We start from the raw sequence: 26,119 nt of genomic DNA, 5'->3' as shown, positions 1-26,119 counted from the left end.
AGAACAATAAGGTAAGAAGAACTAAGGTAAAAAAGTAGATACCTATTACTTTAGACTTTTTTCTCACTTATCGCAAGACCAGGACTATAACTCTTCTGAAAATATGCTATAAAAAGGAAGCTTTATCTTGACCATAAAATTAATAGAAAAGAAAGACTCTCATGGGCTTTAAATGCGGTATTGTCGGATTACCTAATGTCGGGAAATCAACTCTTTTTAATGCATTAACAAAAACAGCCACTGCACAGGCTGCCAATTATCCTTTTTGTACCATTGAACCCAATACCGGAGAAGTTGCTGTTCCAGATTTACGAATGGAAAAAATTGCATCAATCGCTGGTTCAAAAGAAATGATTCCTACACGCATTAACTTCGTCGATATTGCGGGACTTGTGCGAGGAGCTTCAAAAGGCGAAGGTTTAGGAAACAAGTTTTTAGCCAATATTCGCGAAGTCGATGCTATTGTCCACGTTTTACGCTGTTTTCAAAATGAAGATATTACCCATGTAGAGGGACGTATTGATCCTGTTTGTGATGCGACAACGGTTGAAACCGAACTCATGCTTGCGGATCTTGAAAGTCTTGAGAGACGAATCATACAAATCCGTAAACGAGCAACCGGAAAAGACAAAGAAGCTCTCACAATTTTACCTATTATGGAAAAAGCATTAAACATACTGCAACAGGGAACCCCTGTCCGGTTATTACTCAAAGATATTTCTTCCGATGAACACCACATTCTTAAGAGTTTGAATCTTTTAACCTCCAAGCCTGTACTTTATGTTTGTAATGTAAGCGAAAATGACGCCGCTCGTGGAAATAGCTTTACCCAAACAGTTGAAAAAATGGCAACAGAGCAAAATGCGCAAAGCATTATCATTTCTGCTTCTATCGAAGCGGAAATTACACAACTGAGTGATGCTGAAGCATCAGAATATCTCAATGCGCTAGGACTCTTTGAACCGAGTCTCAATCGCCTCATTCGCGCTGGTTACCATTTACTTGATCTCATTACTTACTTCACCTGTGGGCCTAAGGAAACACGAGCATGGACAATTACGCGTGGTACAAAAGCTCCCCAAGCAGCTGGTATTATTCATTCAGATTTTGAGCGCGGTTTCATTCGTGCCCAAACCATCAGCTATAATGACTATATTGCTCTGGGTGGAGAAAGCGGTGCAAAGGAAGCAGGAAAAGCCCGCGATGAAGGAAAGGAATACATTGTGCAAGATGGCGATATCATGTTATTTAAACATAATACTTAAATCTTCACTCTGTCTTAATAGTTTATTTTGAAAACTTTGGTAATAGCTCCTTGGAATCTTGTCGCAAAAATTCTCAAGAGTTTTTAGAACAAAAAAACTGTTGCTAGCATATGATTGTGATAGCAACAGCTTGGTCCATTAAAGAATAGAAATATAAAATTAGCGTGTCCAACGCCCTTCGTATTTAAATGTTGGAGCGTTCTTTAAAGAATCTTTTGTCGCATTTGTAATAAGTTTCCATTTACCATAATCATTTGTCATCTGGATTGTTTCTGGAGAAACGACCACATAACTCTCGCCTATGCCAAGAAAACCACCAACAGCAATAACAAATCCTGCAATATTATTTTCACGTAAAATAATATCTTTTACTTCACCAATATTTTCATCTTCTATATTATATACATTGGCGCCTATAAGACTGGAAGCAACAAAATCCGTTGCTAAAGGTGTCACATAACGCACAGACTTATCTATCCCCACCTGTACAATACCCGTCGAAGAGATCATTTCAGGTTTTGAAGGCACTTCAAAAGACTGAGCATAAGTACTAGAAACCATCAAAATTGACATAAGAGTAGTACATGCAATTTTTTTCATTTTAACATCTCCATTTTTACTTTGCTTTTACTTTATAAAACCTCAATGCATCATAAAAAGATTTGTTCCTTATGCTCTTTATACTCTATACTCTTTTGAGCCTTATCGCTTTACCCTTTTCTCTTTATTTCGTCTTTTATTTCTTTCTCTAATTCTTCTTCTAAACCACACCAAATACGATTTTTTAAAATATAAACAAACCCTGCAAAAATGATTAAAAATAAAATAACACGAAAACCGGTTTTTTTACGGATTTCCATATGAGGATCGGCAGCCCACATCAAAAAAGCAGAAACATCGCGCGCATAATGTTCAATGATTTCTGGGGTTCCATCTTCATAAGCAACCATACCATCACTCAAAGGAGGAGCCATAGTTAAAGAATTACCGGCAATAAAATAAGGATTATACCAATAACCATTCGCAATTTTTATCTCCTTCGGTGCCTTCTGATATCCTGTTAAAAGAGCTGTAATATAATCTGGACCAGCTGTATCATAATGAGTCAATGCATCAGTAATTAAAGCAGGAAACGGCAAAGATACCCCACGTGCACGTGCTATCAATGTCAAATCTGGAGGATAAGCACTATTCAAAATAAATCTTGCTTCTTCTTCATGTGAAAAGGGAGAAGGAAAATAATCCGTTGCAACCCCAGCACGTTTAAAAAATTTTCCTTCTCGATTAGGACCATCGCGCACTTCATATTGCCCCGCCAAAGCTTTGATCTGTTCTTGATCATACCCAAGATCTTTTAAATTACGAAAAGCCACATATTTTAGCCCATGGCAGCTGGAACAAACTTGTCTATAAACCTTTAATCCGCGCCTCAATTGCGCCTTATCATAAAGCCCAAATGGACCTGAAAAACTCCATTCTTGTTTTTTAGGAACCTGTAAAGGAAAAGAAATAAATCCTTCTTCCTGATCAGAGGCATCACTCGCTAAACTCTGAGCAGAAAAACTCATAGCAACAATAACAACCAGCCCGACAAAAACATTTACCATAGTCTCTTTTTTTTCTGTTTTAAATCTTGCATAATTGAAGAAGGAAGAGAACAATTTTTTTCAAACGCTGGCAAAATCGGCAAAATAACCAAAAAAAATATAAAATAATAAACCGTAGCCAATTGTGTCCATAAAAGAATTTTGTCACTTATTTCTCTTGACCCCAACCAACCAAGAAAAACGACATCAATAACCAACGCCCAAAAGAAAATTTTATAAACAGGTCGATATCTTGCTGAACATATTTTAGAGCGGTCTAACCATGGCACAAAAATTAAAATGCAAATCGAACTGACGAATAAAACAAAGCCAACAAAGTTTGAAGAGAAAATACCGATATCAAAAGTTATAGCACGAAGCATCGCATAAAAAGGCAAAAAATACCATTCTGGAACCACACGAAGAGGTGCCTTTAAAGGATCTGCCACACTATAATTTTCAGCCTGCCCCATATAATCGGGCATATAAAACAAAAACCAGGCAAAGAAGATGAGAAAAACAGTAATAGCAAAAATATCTTTGATAAGCGCATAAGGCGAAAATGGAACTGTTTCCTTATCTGATTGTATAGCAAGACCCGTTGGATTGCCTTGCCCAACACAATGAATTGCCCAAATATGCAGCCCCACAAAAAGAAGCAAAATAAATGATAAAACATAATGGAAAACATAAAAACGATTCAACGTTGGTTGTCCTACGACATAACCACCCAGAAGTGTCTCATGCAACCATGTCCCCACCAAAGGTATCGTTTTTAAAAGCCCTGCAATCACTGAAGCCGCTGAAATAGACATCATCCCCCAAACAAGCACATAACCAAAAAATGCTATTGCCATCATGATGATATAAATAAAAATACCTGTAACCCATACCATTTCTCGCATATTTTTATAAGAACCATAATAAAGTCCACGTGCTAAATGGATATAAACAGCAATAAAAAAAAACGAAGAGCCTACACAATGCCATGGACGAAAAAGCCAACCAAACTGCCCTTCACGCCGAAATCGTTCACTAGTTTCAAAAGCCAAATGAATATCCGGAACATAATGCATAGCCAAGACAATACCAGTCAAGAGCTGTGATAAAAGCATAATGGTTAAAATACCGCCAAATGTATAAAAGTAATTAAGATTACGCGGAACAGGAAAAATCACAAATGCATTATAAAAAAAACGAGGAAGAGGAAAACGCTTATCAAACCAACGGGCAAGTGCATTTTTAGGACAATAAGGAGAAAACCTTGTCATAACCTTATCCTATTTTGAGCAAAGTATCAGAAAGAAATTGGTAAGGAGGAATAGCCAAATTATAGTTAGCTGGACCTGACCGCACTCTTCCAGCAGTATCATAAACAGACCCATGACATGGACACAACCACCCTCCAAATTTCCCAGATTGCCCAAGTGTTATACAGCCTAAATGCGTACAAAGATTAATAACAATAAGCCAATTTTCACGTCCTTTACCTGCTGAACGCGCAAAATCTGTTGCTTCCTTTTCACCTTCAAGATTAGGATTGCGCGCTTGACGATCTTTTAGAAGTCTCAATTCAGTAGCGCGCGCATCAGCAATTTCTTTTGCCGTACGATTTCGAATAACAACAGGCTGTCCTCGCCACTTTACCGTTACAGACATCCCCTCTTCAATACCAGAAAGATCAACCTCAACAGAGGAAGATGCCAAAACAGCTTCATATGGACGCAACTGACGGATAAAAGGCCACACAACCGCTCCCATTCCAACTGCTCCTGCAACAGCTGTTACCAAAAACAGAAAATCCCGCCTCGTTTGCTCACCCATGGACTTAACTTAAAGAGACACTTTGCTAAAACATTCTTTTACCATACCCTCTCCCATTGTACAATGCTTGATCACTCCGTTACCTCAACCATAAAAACATCCCCGTAAAAAACTCCTGCCATTTGTATGGTTTATACAAAAAACTGTTTTATAATGATAATTCATCGTTTTACAGAGTAAATGAAATCCCTAAACACCGTAAGGTTTTTTCATTTCAAACCTATTCATATTAATCAATCAAAATTACTCCCCCGCCCGTGAAAATCAGAGATAGCATGTAAATAAACACTTCTAAAGAAAGAAACATAGTCTTGTTATGACCATATCTCAGTAAACAAGTTGAGCTTATCGGTTATTTCTTTAACACATTTACAGCATCTCTCCCTCCCTCAATTCCAACTGGTTGCATGAGTATTTTTTTCGCTTCTGTTTTTGCATAAAAAGCATATTTTGTTGATTTTAATTAAAATTGATGATCTAACCTCATTAAATATCCCACTTTTCAACATAATGAGCCAAGTCATTTCATGGATTGCTCAATAAAAGGAAGTCCCTAATAGGGAGCTTCTCTCTGATCCCAAACAGACCTGTATACATAACTTTTTCCCTGAAATTTAAAGGGAATAAAAATGAACCGTAAAAAACATGTATTTCTCAAAGCATATTTTTCGAATAAATTGTGGTGCTTCTTTACAAAGTCGAAAGAAAAATCATATTACAGAGAACATGACACTTCATATAGCTCTTTTCCAACCTGATATTGCTGGTAATACTGGAACGATTTTACGTCTTAGCGCTTGCTTTGGTTTACATGTGCACATTATTGAACCTGCAGGCTTTAATCTGTCGGATCGTAATCTCAAACGCGCAGGATTGGATTATCTCGAATATGCTTCCTTAGAACGACACATTGATTGGCAACATTTTATAAGCTCCATGAAACACTTTAACCGCCGCCTGTTGCTTTTAAGTACAAAAGCAAAAACATGCTATACGCAGATATGCTATCAAAGAAATGATGTTTTACTTTTTGGTCGTGAAACAGCTGGCGTTCCCGATTATGTTCATGAAGCGGCCGATTACACATTAAAAATTCCCATGCAACCACAGGCACGCTCTCTAAATCTCGCCATGAGCGTAGCCATAACAACAGGAGAAGCATTACGCCAAATTGGTTATCATGAAAGAAACTGTAATCTATAAAAACATAAATTATCACGAAAAACAATAATACAACATAGAAAGAACAGTTAGAGCGTATAATGCCTATCATTTTCCAACAATTAAGTGCTGGTAAAATAAACATTTCTTAGTGCCCATCACATCCATTTCATATCACCTCATATCACCACCTATGAATGATTAAATACTCCTCATAGTAAAAATCCAGTGAACATCCCCCTCTTTATGGTCATACAAGGTGCAAACCGCTACCACTATTCTCTTTATTCGTTCTCATTTTCGAGAATCCTTATCTTTGAGATGATTCATAAGAGACATTTTTCCTCTCTGTAATCATTTTTCCTCACTTGTGACGTGTAAGGCAATAACTTTGATTGATGTAATATGAACAGGTTTGAAATAACCTTACAATATTGTGAACTCTTATTTCACATGAATAATGATTATTATAAATTAATATGTTGACTTAAAAAATATAAACAACAGTGAGTTTATAAACAGAAATATTATAAATCAATTTTTTCTAATAGTGCATGACGATCCATTAAAAATCCGCTTTCAATCCATATCATTTCTAGCTCTTTAAGCTTTTTTCCTAAAAGTACACCTTTTGTAAAACCTTTCTTTATTAAATCGTTACCATTAATAGGAAAAGTTGGAATTTGCCATTTTTGGGCAAATTGATAAAGCTTGACATAACCCTCTGCTTTTTGCAAAGCATCACTTTTTTCCAGATGATCAAGATGTGATGCAGCGACAGACAACGATAATTGATCTAAAACTGGCTGTCGTCCATGAAAATAAATCAGTTTTTGCACAAAATGATCAGAACAGTTTTGGTTTATTATTTCTAACTCTGCCCATTCTTTTAATCGCGTTGTTTCTTTAAGAGAAAAACGCAAGCGCTGTGCCATTTCATGAAGACGCATGGGATCAGGAGGAAGAAGGCTTTCTAGCCGTAACAATGGATCAACTTTCCAACCAAGATCCTGTTCTGTCTTCACCAATGCGTGAATTGCATCAATACCCCATCGTTCTGTTTCAGGAAAAATGAGTGCCAAAATTCTGCTTTGTCGCATCCATAAAAGAGCACGCGTTGGATCAAACGCCGCAAGAAGCTTTTTCATTTCTGCCCAAATACGTTCAGAAGAAAGTTTTTTTAAACCGTGTTTTAAACGAACACATGCCTTCAATCCTTGCACATCAGGTCGCCCTGCTCCATACCACGCAAAAAAGCGAAAAAACCGTAAAATACGCAAATAATCTTCGCCAATACGATCTTCTGCAACCCCAATAAAACGAACTGTTCGGCTAGCAATATCACTCAAACCTCCCACATCATCATAAAGGTTGCCAGCAGCATCACAATAAAGCGCATTTATCGTAAAATCTCGCCGTTCAGCATCTTTTTTCCAATCACGACCAAATGCCACTTTTGCATGACGACCATCTGTTTCAATATCGCAGCGAAGCGTTGTAACCTCATAAGAACATGAATGAGCAACTACTGTTATTGTACCAAAAGCAATCCCTGTAGGAATAGCTTTAAATCCTGCTTCTTCTACACGTGCAATAACCTGTTGCGGCAAACAGGTTGTTGCAATATCAATATCACTAATAGGCTGCCCTAGCAGTTGATTGCGCACTGCTCCCCCTACAATACGCGCCTCTTCCCCCTCCACAGACAAAACACGAAGAAGTGTTTGGATATCACTTTGTTGTAACCACGCAACCTGTTTGAAGTTCTGTCTTATATTCACCCTTTAACCTTTCAAAAAAGTTGTCTTCATTGCTTTAAAAAACTCTCTTCATAAAACAAATTTTTTAAGACATCCCTTATAAAGCACGTCTATTCTTCCAAAGAAACTTTTCTCTTCTATACGAATATGAAAAAAAACGGCATATGATACTTCATTTCTTCTCATTTTCTGTTACAAACAATAAGATATCCATTATCATGCAGAGAAAATTACCATTTTTGCGACAAACGCCTTAAGGAAGAAATATGAGTCAACATGATCCATCATCCAATTCTATAAAAAAGGTCAATATCAATCATGAAGCTCAAGTCATTATTGATGATATTGATACGGCACACAAAGAATTGGATATTTTACAAAAAGAAATTGACAAAGTTATTTTTGGGCAAAATCAGGTAATCGAATATGCTTTAATCGCTATTTTTGCTGGTGGTCACGCCCTTCTTGTCGGTGCTCCAGGACTTGCAAAAACACGTCTTGTTGAAACATTGGGAACAGTCTTAGGGCTTGATGAAAAACGCATCCAATTCACTCCTGACTTAATGCCATCGGATATTATTGGTTCTGAAATTATGGATTCCGATAAAGACGGTAAACGTTCTTTTCGATACATTCAAGGTCCTATTTTTACGCAACTTCTCATGGCCGATGAAATCAATCGTGCTTCCCCACGGACACAGTCAGCCCTTTTACAAGCTATGCAAGAATATCATGTTACTGTTGCAGGTAACCGTTATGATTTGCCACAACCTTTTCATGTTCTTGCAACGCAAAATCCTCTCGAACAAGAAGGGACCTATCCACTTCCTGAAGCACAACTGGATCGCTTTTTGATGCAAATCGATATTGACTATCCTGACCTCACAACAGAGCGACGGATTATTTTAGAAACAACAAAAGAAAAAAAATCAAATGCAAAACCAATTTTATCCGGCAAAAAATTGCAAAAAATTCAAAATATCGTTCGCAAAATGCCTCTTTCAGAAAGTGTGATCGAAGCTATTTTAAAAATTGTCCGCTCATCTCGCCCTCATAAAGACAATAGCCTTGCTAATACTTATGTTTCTTGGGGACCTGGTCCACGGGCATCACAAGCCCTTTCACTTTGTGTTCGCGCCCGTGCTCTTTATTATGGACGCTTAGCCCCTTCACTTGATGATGTTGAAGCATTGGCCTATCCTGTATTACAACACCGCATGGCTCTTAATTTTTCTGCCCGTGCTGAAGATATAACCGTAAAAGATATTATCAATAACCTTGTGAAAGATGCTCTTTGAATGGCACTTGGCAAAAAAGTTTTACAAAAGCCTCCATTGTCGCTGGCAAATGAACTGCATAAGGATACTGGCAAAATGCCATATTTCCTTTTACAAGCGCGTCATATCGCTAATACACTGATAACCGGATGGCACAGACAACGTAAAAGCGGTAATGGGGAAAACTTTTGGCAATTTCGTCCCTATATGGAAGGAGAATCCATTACCCGCATTGATTGGCGTCGCTCAGCGCGTGATGAAAATACGTATCTGCGCGAACACGAATGGCAAACGACACAAACCGTTTGGCTTTGTCCTGATCAGAGCGCATCAATGCATTACTGTTCGCGCTTTTCTAAAATCTCTAAAGGTAATCATGCCATTATTCTTACCCTTACCTTGGCATCCCTTCTTGCACGCAGTGGCGAACATATTGCTATTCCTAACTTAATGTCCCCCACAATGACATCCAATGTCGTAGAACGAATAGCCTTTGCTTTAGAAAATCATTCAGATGAAAATTTATTTCCGGATTTTTCAACGATTACACGCTTTTCACATGTCATTATAATGAGTGATTTTCTCGACTATCCTGAAAAAATCATCCAATATTTAACCGTTTTAACTACAAAACAAGTGACAGCGCATTTAATTGAAATTTCTGATCCCGCAGAAGAAAGCTTTCCCTACACAGGTCACACAGAATTTTTGGATCCCGAAACGAAAGAGAAACATGTTTCCACTAAAGCAGAAGATCTTCGTAAGAGCTATTGTAAACTATATCACGCAAGGCGACAAGAATTGGTAAATTTTTGCGCACGCCAAGGATGGTCTTATCACGTTAGTACAACAGATCAACCTTTAACAGAGACCATTTTTCATCTTGCAAATACAATGAGCGACTCTCCATTGCAAAAAAGGAGGGCACTTTGAGTTTTGCTGCTCCCTTTCTGTTACTAGGGCTTTTGTTCCTACCGGTCATTTGGTGGCTGTTGCGGATAACTCCTCCATCTCCGCGTAAAGAGCTTTTTCCCCCTTTTCGCTTCTTACCCAAACCAACTCATCAACAAGAAACAGCAAAACATACACCTTGGTGGTTGCTCTTGTTGCGTTTAACCATAGCGGCACTTGTTATCATAGCTCTAGCACGCCCCACTTGGAATCAAAAACCAATAAGCTTTTCCGGATCTCAACCCCTTGCACTCATTATTGATAATGGTTGGGTTTCTGTAAAAGAATGGAAACAGCGCATCTCTATCGCTGAAATGCTCCTTGCACAGGCAGAAAAACAGCAAAAAAATATTTATCTTGTTGCAACGGCTGAAAATAATATCTCCAATATAGAGCCCCAACCAGCCAAGATTATAAAACAGCATTTAATGCATTTGCAACCGCGTCCTTGGCCTGTCAACCGTGTGCATGCCTTCAAAAAACTCAGCGAAATAACCAAAGGAAAACCTCTTGATATTGCTTATTTAAGTGATGGATTACAAACAAATGAAGATGAGCAAGCTTTTGCTCTTCTTGAAGAATTAAAACCTAGAAACTTCTTGTGGTATTTGACTGATATTTCCGATTTAACCGGCATAACATCCATAGAAAATAACAATGGAAACATGGGCGCGCGTATTATCCGCTCAACAACACACAGTAATACTCCCGCTATACTCAGCCTTTACGATTCAAATAATCAACTTCTCGGTCAATTTACGAACAATTTCTCTGAAGGAGAAACAACAGCACTTGTTCCTTTTAATGTACCACTTGAACTACGCAATGATATCGCTTGGATAAAAATAAACAATCAAAACCATGCTGCTGCAACCTTCTTGGTAGATAGCCATAACAGGATAAGCCGTGTTGCTCTTCTCTCACCCGATACCAATGAAATGGCACAGCCTTTACTTGCTCCATTTTATTACATTATCAAAGCCTTACAAGGTCATACACAGCTTATAACAGCCGGTGGAAGAGAGCTTTCAACGGATATTGATCATTTGCTTAAACAAAATCCATCTGTTTTGATTATGGGTGACATTGTTAACATACCCCCAAAAGCAGAAAAAAAACTTTCTGATTTTGTGAATAAAGGGGGAACACTCATCCGCTTTGCAGGAGAAAAACTCAGTAGCGCAGAACATTACGATAACCTTCTTCCGATACCACTGCGCCCAGGTCAACGTTCCCTTGGAAGTATTATGTCTTGGACAAAACCACAAAAGCTTGCCCCTTTTGCAAAAAATAGCTTTTTCTTTGGTCTTCCCTTTCCAGGAGATGTTACTGTCTCGCGCCAAATCCTCGCAGAACCAACCCCAGATCTTTTTGAAAAAACGTGGCTTAGCCTTTCGGATGGAACCCCTCTTGTTACCGCAGCAAAACGTGGTAAAGGAACCCTCATTCTCATTCATGTTGCTCCTGACCCAACATGGTCTAACCTTCCTCTTTCTGGCTTTTTTGCACAAATGCTGCAAAAATTAATCACATTAGGTTCTAACGAAAACACAAACCTAACACACAGAGAAAAAAGAACAGTGATACAAAACCCTTGGCGAACTATAGCCGTTGACGGACAATTACAAGTACCACCCTCTGATGTTGTTCCTTTGATCTTTGACTCTCAAAATCCACCCCATCCTTCCTACCATACTCCCCCAGGACTTTATGGTACCAAAAACAATTTTTATGCACTCAATCTCTTAACTCATTCGTCGCACTTGATGAAACAATCATCATTGCCAACTTCTCTTAATAAAAGCCCTTTATCTTACGATACAAAAGAAAAAAATCTTATCGGTCCACTTTTAGGATTAGCCATCTTATTATTCGCCTTTGACAATTTTCTCATTTTATGGATGGGAGATATTTTTTCTTTCATGAAACGGCGTAATATGTTTCTCGTCCCCTTTATAAGTCTTATTGCCTTGTTTTCATATGATCCAACTCTTCATGCACAAACGAAAGAAAATCATCATGATAGTGTACAAGCTGCTGGCGCAACACATCTTGCCTATGTTATAACCAATAATCATGAAATTGATACAACGAGTAAAAGTGGTCTAGAAGCGTTAAGTCAATTTATCGCAGAGCGCACGATGCTTACCCTTGGCTCTGTTACAGCACTTGATCTCGATAAAGATGAACTCTCTTTTTATCCTCTTATTTACTGGCCAATTGATGTTAAGAGTCCTATACCAACCCCCAAAAGCCTTGAAAAAATAAATAACTTTATGAAACATGGGGGAACAATTTTATTTGACACGCGCGATCAGATAAAGAGCAATCTTAATCTTGAAGGAGACGCTACTCCAGAAACGCAAAGATTACGAGATATCTTAAAAGAGTTAAATATTCCATCCATTGAGCCAGCATCAACAGATCATGTTGTTGCACGTTCTTTTTATATTATGCCAGATTTTCCTGGTCTCTACCGTGGTTCACCTTTATGGGTTGAATCCTCATCAACAAACAAAAAAAATAAAAACTCTCTTGCCAACGGCGATAACGTAAGTTCCCTTCTCATCACCGCAAATAACTTTGCCGGGGCTTGGGCGCTCGATGAAAAAGGGACATGGAAATATCCCCTTGTTCCCAATGATCCAATGCAACGTCTATGGGCATTTCGTGCAGGTTTAAATATTGTCCTTTATGTGCTTACAGGAAACTATAAAGCGGATCAAGTTCATGTTCCAGCACTCTTGGAACGCTTTAAAAGAGAAAGAAGGCAATGATATCATTTTTCACTTTTCAGCCTTTTTTACCACTCTTTTGGATTCTGCTCTTAAGCGGAATATCGATTCTTTTTGTCGTTGTTGGTCTTGTTACGCAACGGCAAGGTTCTTTATTTCGTCTGATGGCATTAAGCGCCCTTATCCTTGCTTTGCTCAATCCAATGATCATAAAAGAACAGCGCGAACCACTGAAAAGCACAGTAGGCATTGTCATTGACCGCAGCAAAAGCCAATCATTTGGAACACGTACAAATGATTGTGATGAAGCGCGCAGGCAATTAGTCGAAACACTGGCGCATTATCCACAATTTGAACCACGCTTTATTGAAGCTGGGAAACTTGCTGATAATCAATATGCACCCTCAACGAATTTGTTTGAAGCTTTAACACAGGCACTATCTGATGTACCGTTCTCTCGTTATGCAGGAACCATTTTTATCACCGATGGACAAGTGCATGACATCCCTGACCTATCAGATCTTCATCATGAAGCACCTCTCAATGCCCTGATTACAGGACACTCAGATGAATTTGATCGCCAAATCAAGTTTATTTCTCCTCCACGCTTTGCCCTTGTCAACAAACCACAAACGCTCTCCATTTTGGTAGAGGATAAAGGCCCCGCCAAAAAAACAATATCACAGAAAGCAAATATTACACTAAGCGTCAATGGACAAGACATTGGCCATTATTCTGTAACTCCTGGCGTGATTTTTCAAACTGAAATTACCCTTCCTCATGCTGAAAAAAATATTATCCAAGTTATAACTGATCCACACAAAGGTGAACTAAGCTTTGAAAACAACCGCGCCATAACAATTATTGAAGGAATCAGAGAAAATTTACGCGTTCTTCTTATTTCAGGAGCTCCTTATAATGGAGAACGGACATGGCGAGACCTTTTGAAAGGTGACTCCAATATTGATCTTGTTCACTTTACTATTTTGCGTCCCCCCACCAAAGCAGATAATACGCCCTCAAGCCAATTATCCTTAGTGGTCTTTCCCACAAGAAAACTCTTTGTTGAAGAAATTAATAACTTTGATCTCATCATCCTTGATGGCTACCAGCACTCTACTGTTCTCCCCTTAATCTATTATGATTATATCGCCCAATATGTACAAAAGGGGGGTGCATTGTTGATGGTAACAGGACCTGAATTTACCCAAAAAAACTCACTTGCGAAAACACCTTTAATAAGCATTCTACCGGCATTGCCCAATGGAACTATTATTGAAAAACCTTTTCGCCCCACATTAACCAAAGAAGGTGAGCGCCATCCTGTCACAAGGGGTCTTGCAACACTTAACCTTCCCGCTTCTCAATGGGGGCAATGGTTGCGACAAATTGCTATTCAAAACATAAATAACGGAATCGCCCTCATGAAAGGAGCGGATGAACAACCACTTTTACTTCTCTCGCATGTTGATAAAGGACGTGTAGGCATGTTGCTTTCTGATGAAAGTTGGCTTTGGGCACGAGGTTTCGAAGGCGGTGGTCCTTATGCTGCTCTTTATCGTCGTATTGCCCATTGGCTCATGAAAGAACCAGAACTTGAGGAAGAAAAATTAAGTGCGACCAGCAGCCATCATCATTTAACAATTCGCCGCCAAACTCTAAAAGACCATCCAGAACCCGCTGAAATAATCTTTCCCTCTGGAAAAAAAGAAAATATTACTCTGACCAAAGAGAAAGAAGGCCTTTTTACTGCAACTGTGACCACTGATGAGACAGGAATTTTTAACATTAAAAATGGCGGTTTAACAATACTTTCTTCTGTAGGGATGCTCGATAATCTTGAGTTGTTTGACTTGATTTCAACACAAGAAAAACTAGCCCCCATTATTAAGCACACTGGTGGCTACATCGGACGTTTACACCCTGAAGGAAAAGAAAACATTCATCTTCCTCCATTTAAGCTGATTCAATCAAAAACAAGTCCGTCCTATTCCCCAGCACATTCAATTGTTCTGAAAGAAGCAACAGAAACCCGTTTAATTAATACCTTTTATTTTTCGATATTTTCTGGTTTTTTTGCACTGCTTGCTTGCCTTTTACTGTTGAGCAGCATGTGGTATTATGAAGGCCGTTAAAAAGTCTGAGATTTCGTATAATAGTTTTAAAATTCAGCTTATCTTTTTACGTATTTGCTTGTCTTTTGTAATTAGATAACGTATTGATTTATAACTCAAAATACAGTGGAATTCTCCTTATTTCCAATATCCTCATATTGAAACAATAAAAAACATTCTCTTGCGTATTATTAGAAGGGATGCTGTATGGATAGAAACCATTGAAGAAAAGAGTGAAATACCTCTTATGAATCCTCTTAAAGCAAAGCAAGGATTTTCATAAAATTGGGGGAAAATAGTATGATGTTTTTTATTTGCACCTTGTATAAGTGTAGAGATGGTAGTGTACAGTAAGCCCTATATAGTTCACAGAAGCTTTCCATTATAATATCGAGTACCATCGTGGAATTAGCTCAAACGCATTGAGAAATGTTTTTTTTACAAATATGTGAATCTACAACACAATGATATTTTATTAGGGATATTCTATTTGGAACATTCCGCTTGAGACATTCTTTTTTGCAAGCTAATTTTCATTTTACAATCTTTCTTGCCTTTAAGCACTAACTTATCTTATGTTTATTCTTTAAATCGTTTTTAATACTTTACGAGCTTTTATGTTTTATCTTGCCCATATATCGGATGTACATCTTTCCCCTCTCCCGCAACCTTCCCTTTTTGAACTTTCTGGGAAACGTCTTACCGGTTATCTGAACTGGCAAAAAAAACGTAAGAGTCAGATGGCAACAGATGTCCTAGAAACTTTAATAGATGCCTTGAACAAAACAAAACCTGATCACCTTGTGATCTCTGGTGATCTTGTAAATCTTGCTCTCGATAAAGAATTTGTACAAGCTCATCGTTGGCTACTTAACCTAGGAAAACCTCAAGATATTTCTTTGACATTTGGAAATCACGATGCCTATGTCCGCGGCGCTTTACAAAAAGCATGCACTCTCTTTAAACCTTGGATTACAGGTGACATCCCTCAAAAAAGTGCCTTTCCTTATATGCGCATTCGCAAAGATGTTGCCATCATAGCAGCTTCTTCAGCCATTGCGACATTGCCTTTTCAAGCTTCTGGCTATTTTGGTAAAATGCAAGCGCAAACTTTACCGCTCTTTTTAAAGGAAGCAGCACAGCGCAACCTTTTTCGTGTCGTCATGATTCACCACCCCCCCTTTCCAAAGGCAACGTCTTGGCATAAAAAACTACGGGATATAAAACGTTTTCTAGACGTTATCAAATACCACGGTTGTGAGCTTATTCTTCACGGACATACTCATTTACCCACATTGAATTACATTGAAGGACCAATTAAAAAAATTCCTATTGTTGGTGTTCCTTCCGCATCACAAGCTTTTGGTGATAAAAAACCGCCCGCAGGCTTTAATTTATTTTCCATTGAACGCTTACAAAATCAATGGCATTGCCAATTAAAACGTTATAGCATTATCAACCCCAAAAACGAGATTGCATGTACTGAAACAATTAATCTTTAAACACCTTCATAGTTGCCCAAACAACCAAAAATAAAAATATTTTTATTTCATATCCCTTTGGAAATCATAATTCTTATTTCCCTTTTTCTCCTTAAAAGATAAAGTTTCACCTTCTCTGTCAATAGATCAATTTTTCTCAGACAGTTCCATCTGCTGCCCCACTTATGTGACTAGCTTTTTACAAACTTATCGGTTTTCTTCCTTCCCGCTCTAAAGGACGAAAATTCTACCACATCTGATTTATAAATAATTCGGATTCTTGTCTCACGGGTTCCAGCTGCTAATTGCGCATGTGATTTACTTCACAAAGCTCTACACATAAACCCTGCTTTGAATTTCATCATCCACTCCTCCAAAAGCATCTAATGCGTAAAATCCTTATATTATTACAATGATGATATTTTATAGAATAATAGAGAAGCTCATTCAGCTTCTATACCTGAAAATCAATGGCTAAAAAAGCCAAATAATAACTAAAGTATATAATTTAAATAACCCAACCTACTTGTGATTCATAAACAAATGATGTTGATTGATTTATCGTAAATAGATTTGAAATGATCCATTACTATTTCACTCAAAATTTATTATCGTACATTAAAAAGTTAGGAAAAATAATAGATTATATTTCGATAACAGACATAGGTAATAATGTTTTTTATGTCTCAATAAATTCCTAATTTTCTCTCTATTTTTTCCTATAAATCACTTTATAATACTCTTTATAATTATTTTATTATTGAGTTATATTGCGGATGTAATTTTACGTTCTTTAGAATTTTTTTGCGAGCTTTTTGTTATTAAATAAAATATTTTACGATACCGCAAAACAGAAAAGTTGATTGTATGAAAGATCTTTCAAATAAAATAAAATGCCATTAGCTTGCCAATTCACATGTTGGTTTAAAAAAGCATCTTTTAAAGCACCCAAACCTATTTCCCGACGGTACCTATGAATGATGTAATGTTAAGTCCATTTAGCAACACCATCTTCACGTTTATGGAAAAGCAAGCTAGTATCAAAATCTCACACTTTGCCATCCCCTAATGTAGCGACAGCCTTTAGCACTTAAAATGGTTCATAAGAAGTATTTTTATTCTTTCTTTAATGTTTTATCTCACGACGCCCCCTCTTTTTGACGTGCAAAAGACATGGTTTTGATCGGTTCAATATGGTATAGGTTTAAAATGAGAAAATCTTATGACACTTGGGTCTCTCACTCAACATGACAAAAAGTAATTTATGTTTACAAATCAAAGTATTGTTCGAATAAAATAGTAGCTCTTTTGAGTAAAGGATATTTACTAGAACATATCTGAAAAATAAAAGCCTCATTCGAAAATGAGACTTTTGAAGTGTTTAATTCTGCAAAAAATTAAAATTTATAAGCTACACCCACACGAAAATCATTTGTCTTGTAGCCCATTTCAAATTTATCCTGTATGAACTTCTTTTTGCCAAAATCTGAATAACGATATTCTGCACGTACAATAATATTATCAGTCATTGCAAAATCAATACCACCTCCAAGGGTATAACCAATCATGGTCTTTTTTTCATCATGCAACCAATCAGAAAAATCAACTTCTCCATTTTTGCTATCAGCTACTGCCGCAAAAATATTCTGAAGCTGCGTATAAGCAATCCCTCCAGAAATATAAGGCATCATACGCTCAATCGCAAAACCAACTCTCACCCGTGTAGCACCAGCCCATTTTTGTTTTAAAGTATGACGTACAGCTTTAATAGGTGTTGTCGAATCCTCCTCATGCAAATCTCTTGTTAGACTTGTTTTTTCTACAAGTTTTGGTGTTTCTTCAGTTGGACTTTTTTTCGGTAGATTGACATCTTTAGAATCCTTTTTACCAAACCACATAATATCTGTATCAATACCTATAATAAAACTATTATCGATATCAATATTGGAACCTGCATAAACTCCCCCGATAAAACCAGAAAGTTTAGGTAAATTCTCCTTTCCAATTGGATTCCATATCCCTGTCTCATGTTTTAAATAACTTGCAGTTGTTTTACCTGAAAAGTTACCAATCTGTCCTCCAAGATAAAATCCTGTCCAAGACAAAGCAGGTGCTGGAATAACAGGAACAGGTTGTTCAGGAATAACGATATCCGACGCCTGTACTACAGAAATTGAAATTAAAGAAAATATAGATGTTGAGGCTAAATACTTTGTAATCATAATTGCTCCCCTAAAAGCTAATGTGATACATAAATAATGATAAATCGTTTCACAATTTTTTGAAAAAATCTATAGCAAAAATGACACAGTTAAAAAATTAAAATTAGTTTTAAATAAAGCTTAAATATTATTTATAATTTCCAGAAGCTATTAATCTATAGTAGCTTTTATAGCTTCATATTGATCGTTATTATCTGAAATTATATAAATAATTATAATGTCAATTTTTTGAAAAAATGAGATAACGCTCATAAAAAATATGATTAACTAAATTAATCACTCATCGCTTTTTGTATAAAGAATGATACCTAGAATGGAGAATTTTTTCATCACACTTGAAAAAACAGTAGAGAACTTCACTCTAACCCTCTCAAGCGTCTATGAAATGAAAGACAAAAATTAATATATAAAAATGGAATTAATAATTTTTATTTATTCTTATAGAATTATTTTAATGTTTCATGATTTTTGTAAAAACTGAACAGACCAATTGCCCAGTTTCTGCAATTAATTTTTCCACACGAAGCAAATCAGGTTCCCCAACACTATTCAACAAAAGGTCACTTAATCCAGGTGGCATGTCATTGGGATCAAGAGAATCATTTAAGCAAAGCCGTATAATTTGACTCAAATTTGTATAAAGACGATAGGCATAATGTAAATCAGCAATACATGACTGATTAAGAAAACTGTTTGGTAAGTGATCTAAAATATCCGCTGTCGTCGCTCCAATTTGAAACTCAATGACATGCGTAATAAGAGAAAATTGAGCAATAAACTCCAAATCCATAATGCCACCAGACATCGTTTTTAAATCCCATTGATTTTTTGGCGGCTTTTCTTTTGCAATCAAGGCACGCATTTCACATACTTCTTTTGCAACTTCCTTCTTATCACGAGAAATAGCAATAATTGCACACACTTCATTTTCTAGCTTTTGTAAAAAATCAGGGTCTCCTGCAATGCCTCGAGCCCTTGTTAAAGCAAGATATTCCCATATCCATGCTTCTTGGCGATAATACTTTTTAAAAAATGGAAAAGAAACAGCAATAGGTCCTTTATTGCCTAATGGCCGTAACCTTAAATCAACGACATAAAGAATACCTTGGCTTGTAAGAGTGGATAAAGCAGAAACGAGGCGCTGTGCTAAACGCGTATAATATTGAGAGATATAAAGAGGCTTTTCTCCATCAGATATTTCTGCATCATCATCGTGTTCATAAAGCAAAACGAGGTCAACATCGGAATCTGCTGTTAATTCGCGACTTCCAAGCTTCCCCATACCCAATATGCCAACACGCCCCCCTTTAATACGACCATGAAGACGAGAAAATTCCTCTTGAACGGTAGCAAATGTTTTTGTAATCATAAGATCAGCAAGCGCAGTAAAAGCAAAACCCGCTCTTTCTCCTGTAATTGTACCGTTTAAAATTCGAATACCAATCAAAAAACGTTGTTCATCTGCAAAAATCCTTAAATGATCAAGAATTTCCTCATAAGAAAGAACATTTTCAAGAAAATATTCAAGCCGTTTTTCTAAGTACGTTTTGGTCGGTAATTCTGAAAGAATATTCGGATCTAACATTCCATCAAAAACATGGGACCTGCGTGCAATAATTTCTGCAAGACGTGGAGCAGCCCCCATAATAAGGACAAGCATATCCAAAAGAGAAGGATTAGACTGCAAAAGACTAAAAAGCTGAATTCCTGAAGGTAAGCCCTGTAAAAAACCATCAAAACGCAACATCGCCTCATCAGCTCGTTTTGTCCCACCAAAAGCTTTCAAAAGAGCTGGTGTTAATTCCGTTAATCTCTCGCGTGCTTCGGCTGATTGCGTTGCTTTATAACGACCAAAATGGAGCGTGCGCATAATACGACAAATATCACTTGCTCTTTCGAAGCCTAAACGGCTTAACGTTATTAATGTCTCCGGATCATCTTCTTCACCGGTAAAAACTAAATTACCAATTTCTAAACCAAGTTCTTGCTCATTCTCAAACAGTGCAGCATAATGTTTTTCAACAATCTGAAGTGTTTTTAATAAATCACGGATAAAACTGCTCCTGTCTTGATAACCCATTAAATAGGCAACACTCGTGAATTGAGCAGTATCATTTGGAAGAAGATGTGTTTGTTCATCGAAAAGCATTTGAATACGATGTTCCACATTTCGAAGAAAAGCATAACTTTTTATAAGGCTATTTCTCGTTTTCTCACTGATCCAACCAAGCGTGTGAAGTTCTGCTAACATTGCAACTGTCTGACGTCCACGTAATTGAGGAAAACGTCCACCAGCAATGAGCTGCTGTGTCTGAACAAAAAACTCAATCTCACGAATACCACCACGACCTAACTTTATATTATGCCCATAAGCTGCAATTTGACCGTAATTTTTATGCGCATGAATTTGACGTTTGATCGAATGAATATCAGCAATAGCAGCATAATCTAAATATTTCCGCCACACATAGGGAAAAAGCTCTTTGAGAAAGTTAAAACCTGCCCTCTTATCACCAGCAACTGGACGTGCTTTAATCATGGCTGCTCGTTCCCAATTTTGCCCACGCCCTTCGTAATAACGCAATGCAGTCCTTACTGGTAAGGCCAAAGGGGTTGAACCTGGATCTGGACGAAGACGAAAATCAAGACGAAAAACATATCCTTCCGCAGTGCGTTCTTGAATGATACGGATTAATCGGCGTACCATTTTAGAAAATACGTCAACACTTTCAGAAAGATTACCAATATGAGGTGATGTTTCATCAATGAAAACAATAAGATCAATATCAGAAGAATAATTAAGTTCCCCTGCTCCTAACTTTCCCATCCCTAAAATAATTAAACCACAGTCTTTTTCTGGATTCTCACGGCTTAATAAATTGATCTTACCATGATCATGCGCTTCTCTTAATAGAAAACGTAGTGCTACACTTAATGCTGCTTCGCCCAAACGTGTCAACCAAGCACATGAAACTTCGTAAGTAAAAACACCACCCAAATCAGCTAAAGCAATAAGAACATGCGCTTCTCGTTTTTTGCGCCTTAAAGCAGCCATCAATGAAGTTTCATTTATAGCTTCATCTTTATCAATAGCTGTAATATCATCTATAATTTCGCTCAGCCTTGTTTCTATATCAACATTTAATAAAGCACTAAGATATGATGGGTTGGCAATTAAAACCTCACGCAAAAAAGGAGATAAGGTCATAACCGAACTGATAAAATCAATCTGCGTTCCACTCTCTGAAATGATGGAAACAAGCGATTCTAAACCTTCTTTCCTTGCTTGTTCTTCCATGTCTTTTAACCATTGGGAACCACTTTTATCGAGAGGACATAAAGGGAGAAGCTGTGTTTTTAAAAAAGCTTGTTTCATCTCTGCTCCCTTGAAAAGCATTTTGCTTTCCTTTCTATTGCTTTATACTTTTAAAATAGTTGTTACGTATGAAAGTGAAGAAAAATATCTTTAAGGAAATAACAAAACAGCCCTAAGCCCTGGATTTGCATTTTCAAGTAACAATTCACCCCCGTGAAGCTTCATAACCGCTTTTGCTATACTTAAACCAATCCCAAACCCAGGTTGTGTGCGGCTTTCTTCAAGACGAACAAATCGTTCTGTCACTTTTTCACGTTTATCCTCTGCTATTCCTGGTCCATTATCGCTCACAACAACTAATAAATGTTCATCACGATATTCCATTGATAAGCAAACCTTCGCTTGCCTTCCACCTTTAGGCGCATATTTAATTGCATTATCTATAAGATTAAAAATTGATTGTGCAACAAGCTCACGATTCAATTTTAGCTCTTTATCAAATATATCTCCCAACTGAAGTAAAACACCTGACTCTTCAGCAAAAGGTTCGTAAAGCTCAACAGCATCCTCAATAATCAGTTTCATATTCATCATTTCAAGATGTTCAATTGCACTGCTGGCCTCAATACGTGAAATCATTAAAATCGCATTGAACGTACAAATAAGTTGATCTGATTCTGCAATAACCCTATCAAGGACCTGACGATATTCAAGCTTTGTCTTATTTTCTGAAAGCGCTTCTTCAGCGCGATTTCTAAGACGCGTTAACGGCGTTTTCAGATCATGAGCAATATTATCTGATACTTGACGTAAACCAATATTTAACTCTTCAATGCGGTCTAACATAACATTAAGATTGGTTGACAATCGATCAAACTCATCCCCTACTCCAGAAACAGGTAAACGCCCACTGAAATCACCATCCATCAAGCGCTGTGATGCAGCCGTTACATGATCAATCCTTTGTAAAGCTCTCCTGCCAACAAAAAACCATATGAGTAAAGCGCCTCCAACCATTGCAGCAAGTGCAATGATCACAGCTTTGCGAATAACAACAGCAAAACGTTCTGGCTCATCCAAATCACGTCCTATAAGAATCTTCATAGCATTAGGTAAATCAACAATAACCGCCAAAGCGCGATGTTCACTTGTTTTGCCATGTTCTCCAAAACGGGAATACAAAAAAGAGGTAGAAATAAAACCACTCTGATTCAAAAGACCTAATTCAATACGTGCTACATTTCCTGCTAAAATACGCCCCATAGAATCTGTAACAAGATAAAGAAATGCTCCTGGTTGTCTTGAACGATAATCAATAGTGCGCATTAATAAGGATAATCCCCCATAATTATAAGCATTTTCAATATACTTTAATTCTTCATGTAAAGCCTGTTCAGTTTGCTCTGTTAACAATGAAGCAGAAAATGCCGTCATATAAATAGAAAGTCCTGTTGCCACCAATCCAAACAATAAAATGTAAAGTGCTGAAAGCCTTAGCGCCGTCGTGCGCATTATATTAATCAAACGATTCATGCTTTGTTATCTGGTACTTTCAGCATATATCCAGCTCCACGCACTGTATGGAGAAGGGGAACATCAAAATCTTTTTCAATTTTGGCTCTCAAACGAGAGATATGGACATCAATGACATTCGTTTGTGGATCAAAATGGTAATTCCAAACGTTTTCCAAAAGCATAGTGCGTGTAACAACCTGCCCCGCATAACGCATCAAATATTCAAGTAAACGAAACTCTCGTGGTTGCAATAGAATGTTTCTATCACCTCGTTTTACCGTATGTGCTAACCGATCAAGCTCAAGATTACCTACACAGTAAACAGTTTCTGCTTCTTTAGGATTTTTCCGCCGTTGTAAAACTTCAACACGCGCAAGAAGTTCAGAAAAAGCATAAGGCTTTGTCAAATAATCATCTCCCCCTGCACGCAGCCCCGTTACACGATCATTAACTTGCCCTAAAGCAGACAGAATAAGAACCGGTGTTTCATTGCCTTTAGCGCGCAATTCAGCAATAATAGAAAGACCATCACGATGCAAAAGCATTCGGTCAACAACCATAACGTCATAATTTTCCGTGGTTGCTAAAGCGTATCCCGTATCTCCATCATAAGCAACATCAACAGAATGCCCTACTTCCAAAAATGCTTTTTCGAGATAATGCCCCGTCTCATGATCATCTTCAATAACGAGTATCTTCATAAAACGTATCTCCATTATTTTATTATGTTGTAGGACAAATGTTTAATAAATATTTGTCCTACAACTAAAGCTTTATTTTTTGAAAATTGGAAGAGCAACAAAACGATTTTGATCATTTGTTCGCACTTGTAAGAGTATAGCCTTTCGTCCTAACTGCTGAGCATTTTTGATTGTGTTAATAATATCAGAGACTCGTTTAACTGGTTTATTATTTACTGTCACAATGATATCACCAGGGCGTATCCCTTTATCTGCAGCATCTGAATCGGTATCGACATCCGTTACGACAACCCCTACACCATCATCAGAAGGCATAACAATCAAACCATAATCTTCCAATGTTTCATCTAAATCACTCTGTCCATTTGAATATTTTGAAGTCTCTTTCTTACTTTCATCTTCAGACATTGAAGCGAGTTTAACCTTTATACTCTCCTCCTTACCTGATCTCCAAATCCCTATGGTTACCATTTCTCCTGGTTTAATATTTGCAATACGTTTCGCCAGCTCACGCGCATCAGCAACTTTTTCATTATTCACTGAAATAATTACATCACCCGCTTTAATACCAGCCTTTTCTGCCGGTCCTTTTAACGGATCAGTAACCAAAGCACCTTTGGCTTCTTTCAATCCTATTGAATCGGAAATCTCCTTTGTTACCGGCTGAATCTGAACACCTAACCAACCACGTTGAACTGAACCTTTTTCAATAAGTTGTTGTACAACCTGTTTTACAGTCGCTGCTGGAATAGCAAAAGCAATCCCAACATTTCCTCCAGAAGGAGAAAAAATTGCTGTATTAACCCCAACAACCTTTCCATTAAGATCAAACGTTGGACCACCAGAGTTTCCTCTATTAACAGCAGCATCAATCTGAATAAAATCATCGTACACACCAGTGCCAATATCACGTCCACGTGCAGAAACAATACCTGCTGTCACAGTTCCACCAAGACCAAATGGATTCCCAATGGCAACAACCCAATCCCCAACACGAAGCTTTGAATCATCACCAAAATCAACATAAGAAAATTTTCTTTTATCATTCACTTTTAATACGGCAAGGTCGGTTTTGGGGTCTTTCCCAATGAGCTTTGCGTTCAATTCTGTACCATCATCAAGAACAACAGTATAACTTGTTCCGTCAGAAATCACATGATCATTGGTCACAATGTAACCATCAGACGAAATAAAAAAACCCGATCCAAAAGCAACAGGACGGAGTCTCTGCGATTGGTGCGGAAATTTATTTTTAGGTTTATCAAAATCATAAAACTCTTTAAAAAATCTTTTTAAAGGATGCTGATCTGGTAATTGATCAAGTCCTGGACCACTAAAAAAGTTGCTAAAGAACCTATCTTCTTTCTTTTTATTGCTCTTTACTTGTACTGCTACAACGGCTGGTTTCACTTGAGCAACAATATCGGCAAATCCCTGTTGTTGCATTAACGAAGTAAATACAGAACTTGCATGAGCCTTTGTCATCCACAAGCTTGATGTACATCCACTAAAAAACAGTGCACTTTCCAATATCGCAGAAAAACTCACTGCGACAAATGTTTTAAAGAAAGCCTTTTTAACCATTTATTCTATGCTCCTATTCAATCATACCTTTATTTCAATTCCGATCACTTATAAAATACCAGACCTTACCATTTTCTGTCTAAATTATTAAAGTTTTGTAAGGTTTCAGTATTCCCTAATATAATTACAATAAGATTGTCTGCTCATTGCAGATGATCTGATTTTTTCTTTTATGTAACATTTTTTTAATGCAATGACATTTTTGACTGTTCTTTTTCATTCACATAACGCATGATTATTCCGTTTGAAGTGGAAAAATATGATACTTACGCCAATGATAATAATGATCAAAGGCGAGAACCATAAAAACCAAGTTATCTTATTCAATGGTGGTTTCAAGAGAATAAATTCACCATATCGCTCAACAAGAAAGTCAGTGACTTGCTGATTACTATAGCCCATTTTTAGCCTTTCCCGAATTAAAAGCCGTAAATCACGTGCTAAAGCAGCATCTGAATCATCAATTGATTGATTTTGACAAACCGGACAACGTAAATGCGATGAAATATGGCGTGCTCGCGCTTCAAGAATCTTATCCTTTAAAATCTCATCCGGCTCTACTGCTATTGCTAATCGAAAAGGAAATGTTGCAATTAAAAAAAATACAATCCAAAGAATTTTTTTCAT

At 37.3% G+C, this 26,119-nt stretch carries 18 protein-coding genes; 7 read left to right on the top strand and 11 right to left on the bottom strand.

The window, feature by feature from the left end; translation table 11 throughout:
- Positions 1-161: 161 nt before the first annotated feature.
- Entirely contained in the window at positions 162-1,265 is a 1,104-nt protein-coding gene (ychF, locus tag ACFINH_RS00705) for a redox-regulated ATPase YchF (protein ID WP_375631638.1), read from the top strand.
- 159 nt (positions 1,266-1,424) lie between these two features.
- Here the strand turns inward: ychF and ACFINH_RS00700 are convergent, their stop codons facing one another.
- The 4 genes from ACFINH_RS00700 to petA all read right to left on the bottom strand — a co-directional run bounded on the left by ACFINH_RS00700 (position 1,425) and on the right by petA (position 4,675).
- Positions 1,425-1,865, bottom strand: a complete 441-nt coding sequence (locus ACFINH_RS00700; RefSeq protein ID WP_375611176.1) for a PRC-barrel domain-containing protein — start codon at positions 1,863-1,865, stop codon at positions 1,425-1,427.
- Positions 1,866-1,975: 110 nt separating this feature from the next.
- Complete coding sequence (locus tag ACFINH_RS00695) at positions 1,976-2,872, bottom strand: cytochrome c1 (protein WP_375631636.1); 897 nt, start codon at positions 2,870-2,872, stop codon at positions 1,976-1,978.
- Complete coding sequence (locus tag ACFINH_RS00690) at positions 2,866-4,122, bottom strand: cytochrome bc complex cytochrome b subunit (RefSeq protein ID WP_375611174.1); 1,257 nt, start codon at positions 4,120-4,122, stop codon at positions 2,866-2,868. Before ACFINH_RS00690 ends, ACFINH_RS00695 begins: the two co-directional genes overlap by 7 nt.
- Before the next feature lie 4 nt (positions 4,123-4,126).
- Entirely contained in the window at positions 4,127-4,675 is a 549-nt protein-coding gene (gene petA, locus ACFINH_RS00685) for a ubiquinol-cytochrome c reductase iron-sulfur subunit (RefSeq protein WP_375631634.1), read from the bottom strand.
- Between the two features lie 726 nt (positions 4,676-5,401).
- On the opposite strand from petA, the gene ACFINH_RS00680 reads away from it, so the two are divergent.
- On the top strand, positions 5,402-5,878 hold the full coding sequence (locus tag ACFINH_RS00680; protein WP_375612986.1) for a tRNA (cytidine(34)-2'-O)-methyltransferase: 477 nt from the start codon (positions 5,402-5,404) through the stop codon (positions 5,876-5,878).
- A 485-nt stretch (positions 5,879-6,363) separates the two neighbouring features.
- Here the strand turns inward: ACFINH_RS00680 and ACFINH_RS00675 are convergent, their stop codons facing one another.
- Positions 6,364-7,617: a CCA tRNA nucleotidyltransferase gene (locus tag ACFINH_RS00675; protein ID WP_375612987.1), complete on the bottom strand. Its 1,254-nt coding sequence runs from the start codon at positions 7,615-7,617 to the stop codon at positions 6,364-6,366.
- Between the two features lie 245 nt (positions 7,618-7,862).
- On the opposite strand from ACFINH_RS00675, the gene ACFINH_RS00670 reads away from it, so the two are divergent.
- From ACFINH_RS00670 to ACFINH_RS00650, 5 genes are all read left to right on the top strand, one after another.
- Positions 7,863-8,894, top strand: coding sequence for an AAA family ATPase (locus ACFINH_RS00670; RefSeq protein WP_375612988.1), 1,032 nt, complete (start codon positions 7,863-7,865; stop codon positions 8,892-8,894).
- Entirely contained in the window at positions 8,895-9,806 is a 912-nt protein-coding gene (locus ACFINH_RS00665) for a DUF58 domain-containing protein (protein WP_375612989.1), read from the top strand.
- Positions 9,803-12,601, top strand: a complete 2,799-nt coding sequence (locus tag ACFINH_RS00660; RefSeq protein ID WP_375631632.1) for a DUF4159 domain-containing protein — start codon at positions 9,803-9,805, stop codon at positions 12,599-12,601. Before ACFINH_RS00665 ends, ACFINH_RS00660 begins: the two co-directional genes overlap by 4 nt.
- Complete coding sequence (locus ACFINH_RS00655) at positions 12,598-14,694, top strand: glutamine amidotransferase (RefSeq protein ID WP_375631630.1); 2,097 nt, start codon at positions 12,598-12,600, stop codon at positions 14,692-14,694. The genes ACFINH_RS00660 and ACFINH_RS00655 overlap by 4 nt, the downstream gene beginning before the upstream one ends.
- Positions 14,695-15,290: 596 nt before the next feature.
- The gene (locus tag ACFINH_RS00650; RefSeq protein ID WP_375628204.1) at positions 15,291-16,175 is read left to right on the top strand and encodes a metallophosphoesterase family protein; all 885 of its coding nucleotides are present in this window, start codon (positions 15,291-15,293) and stop codon (positions 16,173-16,175) included.
- A gap of 1,376 nt (positions 16,176-17,551) precedes the next feature.
- Here the strand turns inward: ACFINH_RS00650 and ACFINH_RS00645 are convergent.
- The 6 genes from ACFINH_RS00645 to ACFINH_RS00620 form a co-directional block, all read right to left on the bottom strand.
- Positions 17,552-18,376 carry an outer membrane protein gene (locus ACFINH_RS00645; RefSeq protein WP_375612993.1) on the bottom strand — a complete coding sequence of 275 codons (825 nt, stop codon included), beginning with the start codon at positions 18,374-18,376 and terminating at the stop codon, positions 17,552-17,554.
- 451 nt (positions 18,377-18,827) lie between these two features.
- Complete coding sequence (locus ACFINH_RS00640; protein ID WP_375631628.1) at positions 18,828-21,752, bottom strand: bifunctional [glutamine synthetase] adenylyltransferase/[glutamine synthetase]-adenylyl-L-tyrosine phosphorylase; 2,925 nt, start codon at positions 21,750-21,752, stop codon at positions 18,828-18,830.
- 90 nt (positions 21,753-21,842) lie between these two features.
- Positions 21,843-23,225, bottom strand: coding sequence for a sensor histidine kinase (locus ACFINH_RS00635; protein WP_375631626.1), 1,383 nt, complete (start codon positions 23,223-23,225; stop codon positions 21,843-21,845).
- The gene (locus ACFINH_RS00630) at positions 23,222-23,908 is read right to left on the bottom strand and encodes a response regulator transcription factor (protein WP_273791552.1); all 687 of its coding nucleotides are present in this window, start codon (positions 23,906-23,908) and stop codon (positions 23,222-23,224) included. Before ACFINH_RS00630 ends, ACFINH_RS00635 begins: the two co-directional genes overlap by 4 nt.
- A gap of 72 nt (positions 23,909-23,980) precedes the next feature.
- Positions 23,981-25,492, bottom strand: a complete 1,512-nt coding sequence (locus tag ACFINH_RS00625) for a Do family serine endopeptidase (protein WP_375611163.1) — start codon at positions 25,490-25,492, stop codon at positions 23,981-23,983.
- A 216-nt stretch (positions 25,493-25,708) separates the two neighbouring features.
- Positions 25,709-26,119, bottom strand: a complete 411-nt coding sequence (locus ACFINH_RS00620; protein ID WP_375611162.1) for a cytochrome c-type biogenesis protein CcmH — start codon at positions 26,117-26,119, stop codon at positions 25,709-25,711.

The sequence above is a fragment of the Bartonella sp. AA74HLJMH genome (genome assembly GCF_042197045.1).
Taxonomy (GTDB): domain Bacteria; phylum Pseudomonadota; class Alphaproteobacteria; order Rhizobiales; family Rhizobiaceae; genus Bartonella.
The sequence above is the reverse complement of the archived record's forward strand: the minus strand, read 5'-3'. Positions and strand labels throughout refer to the sequence as shown.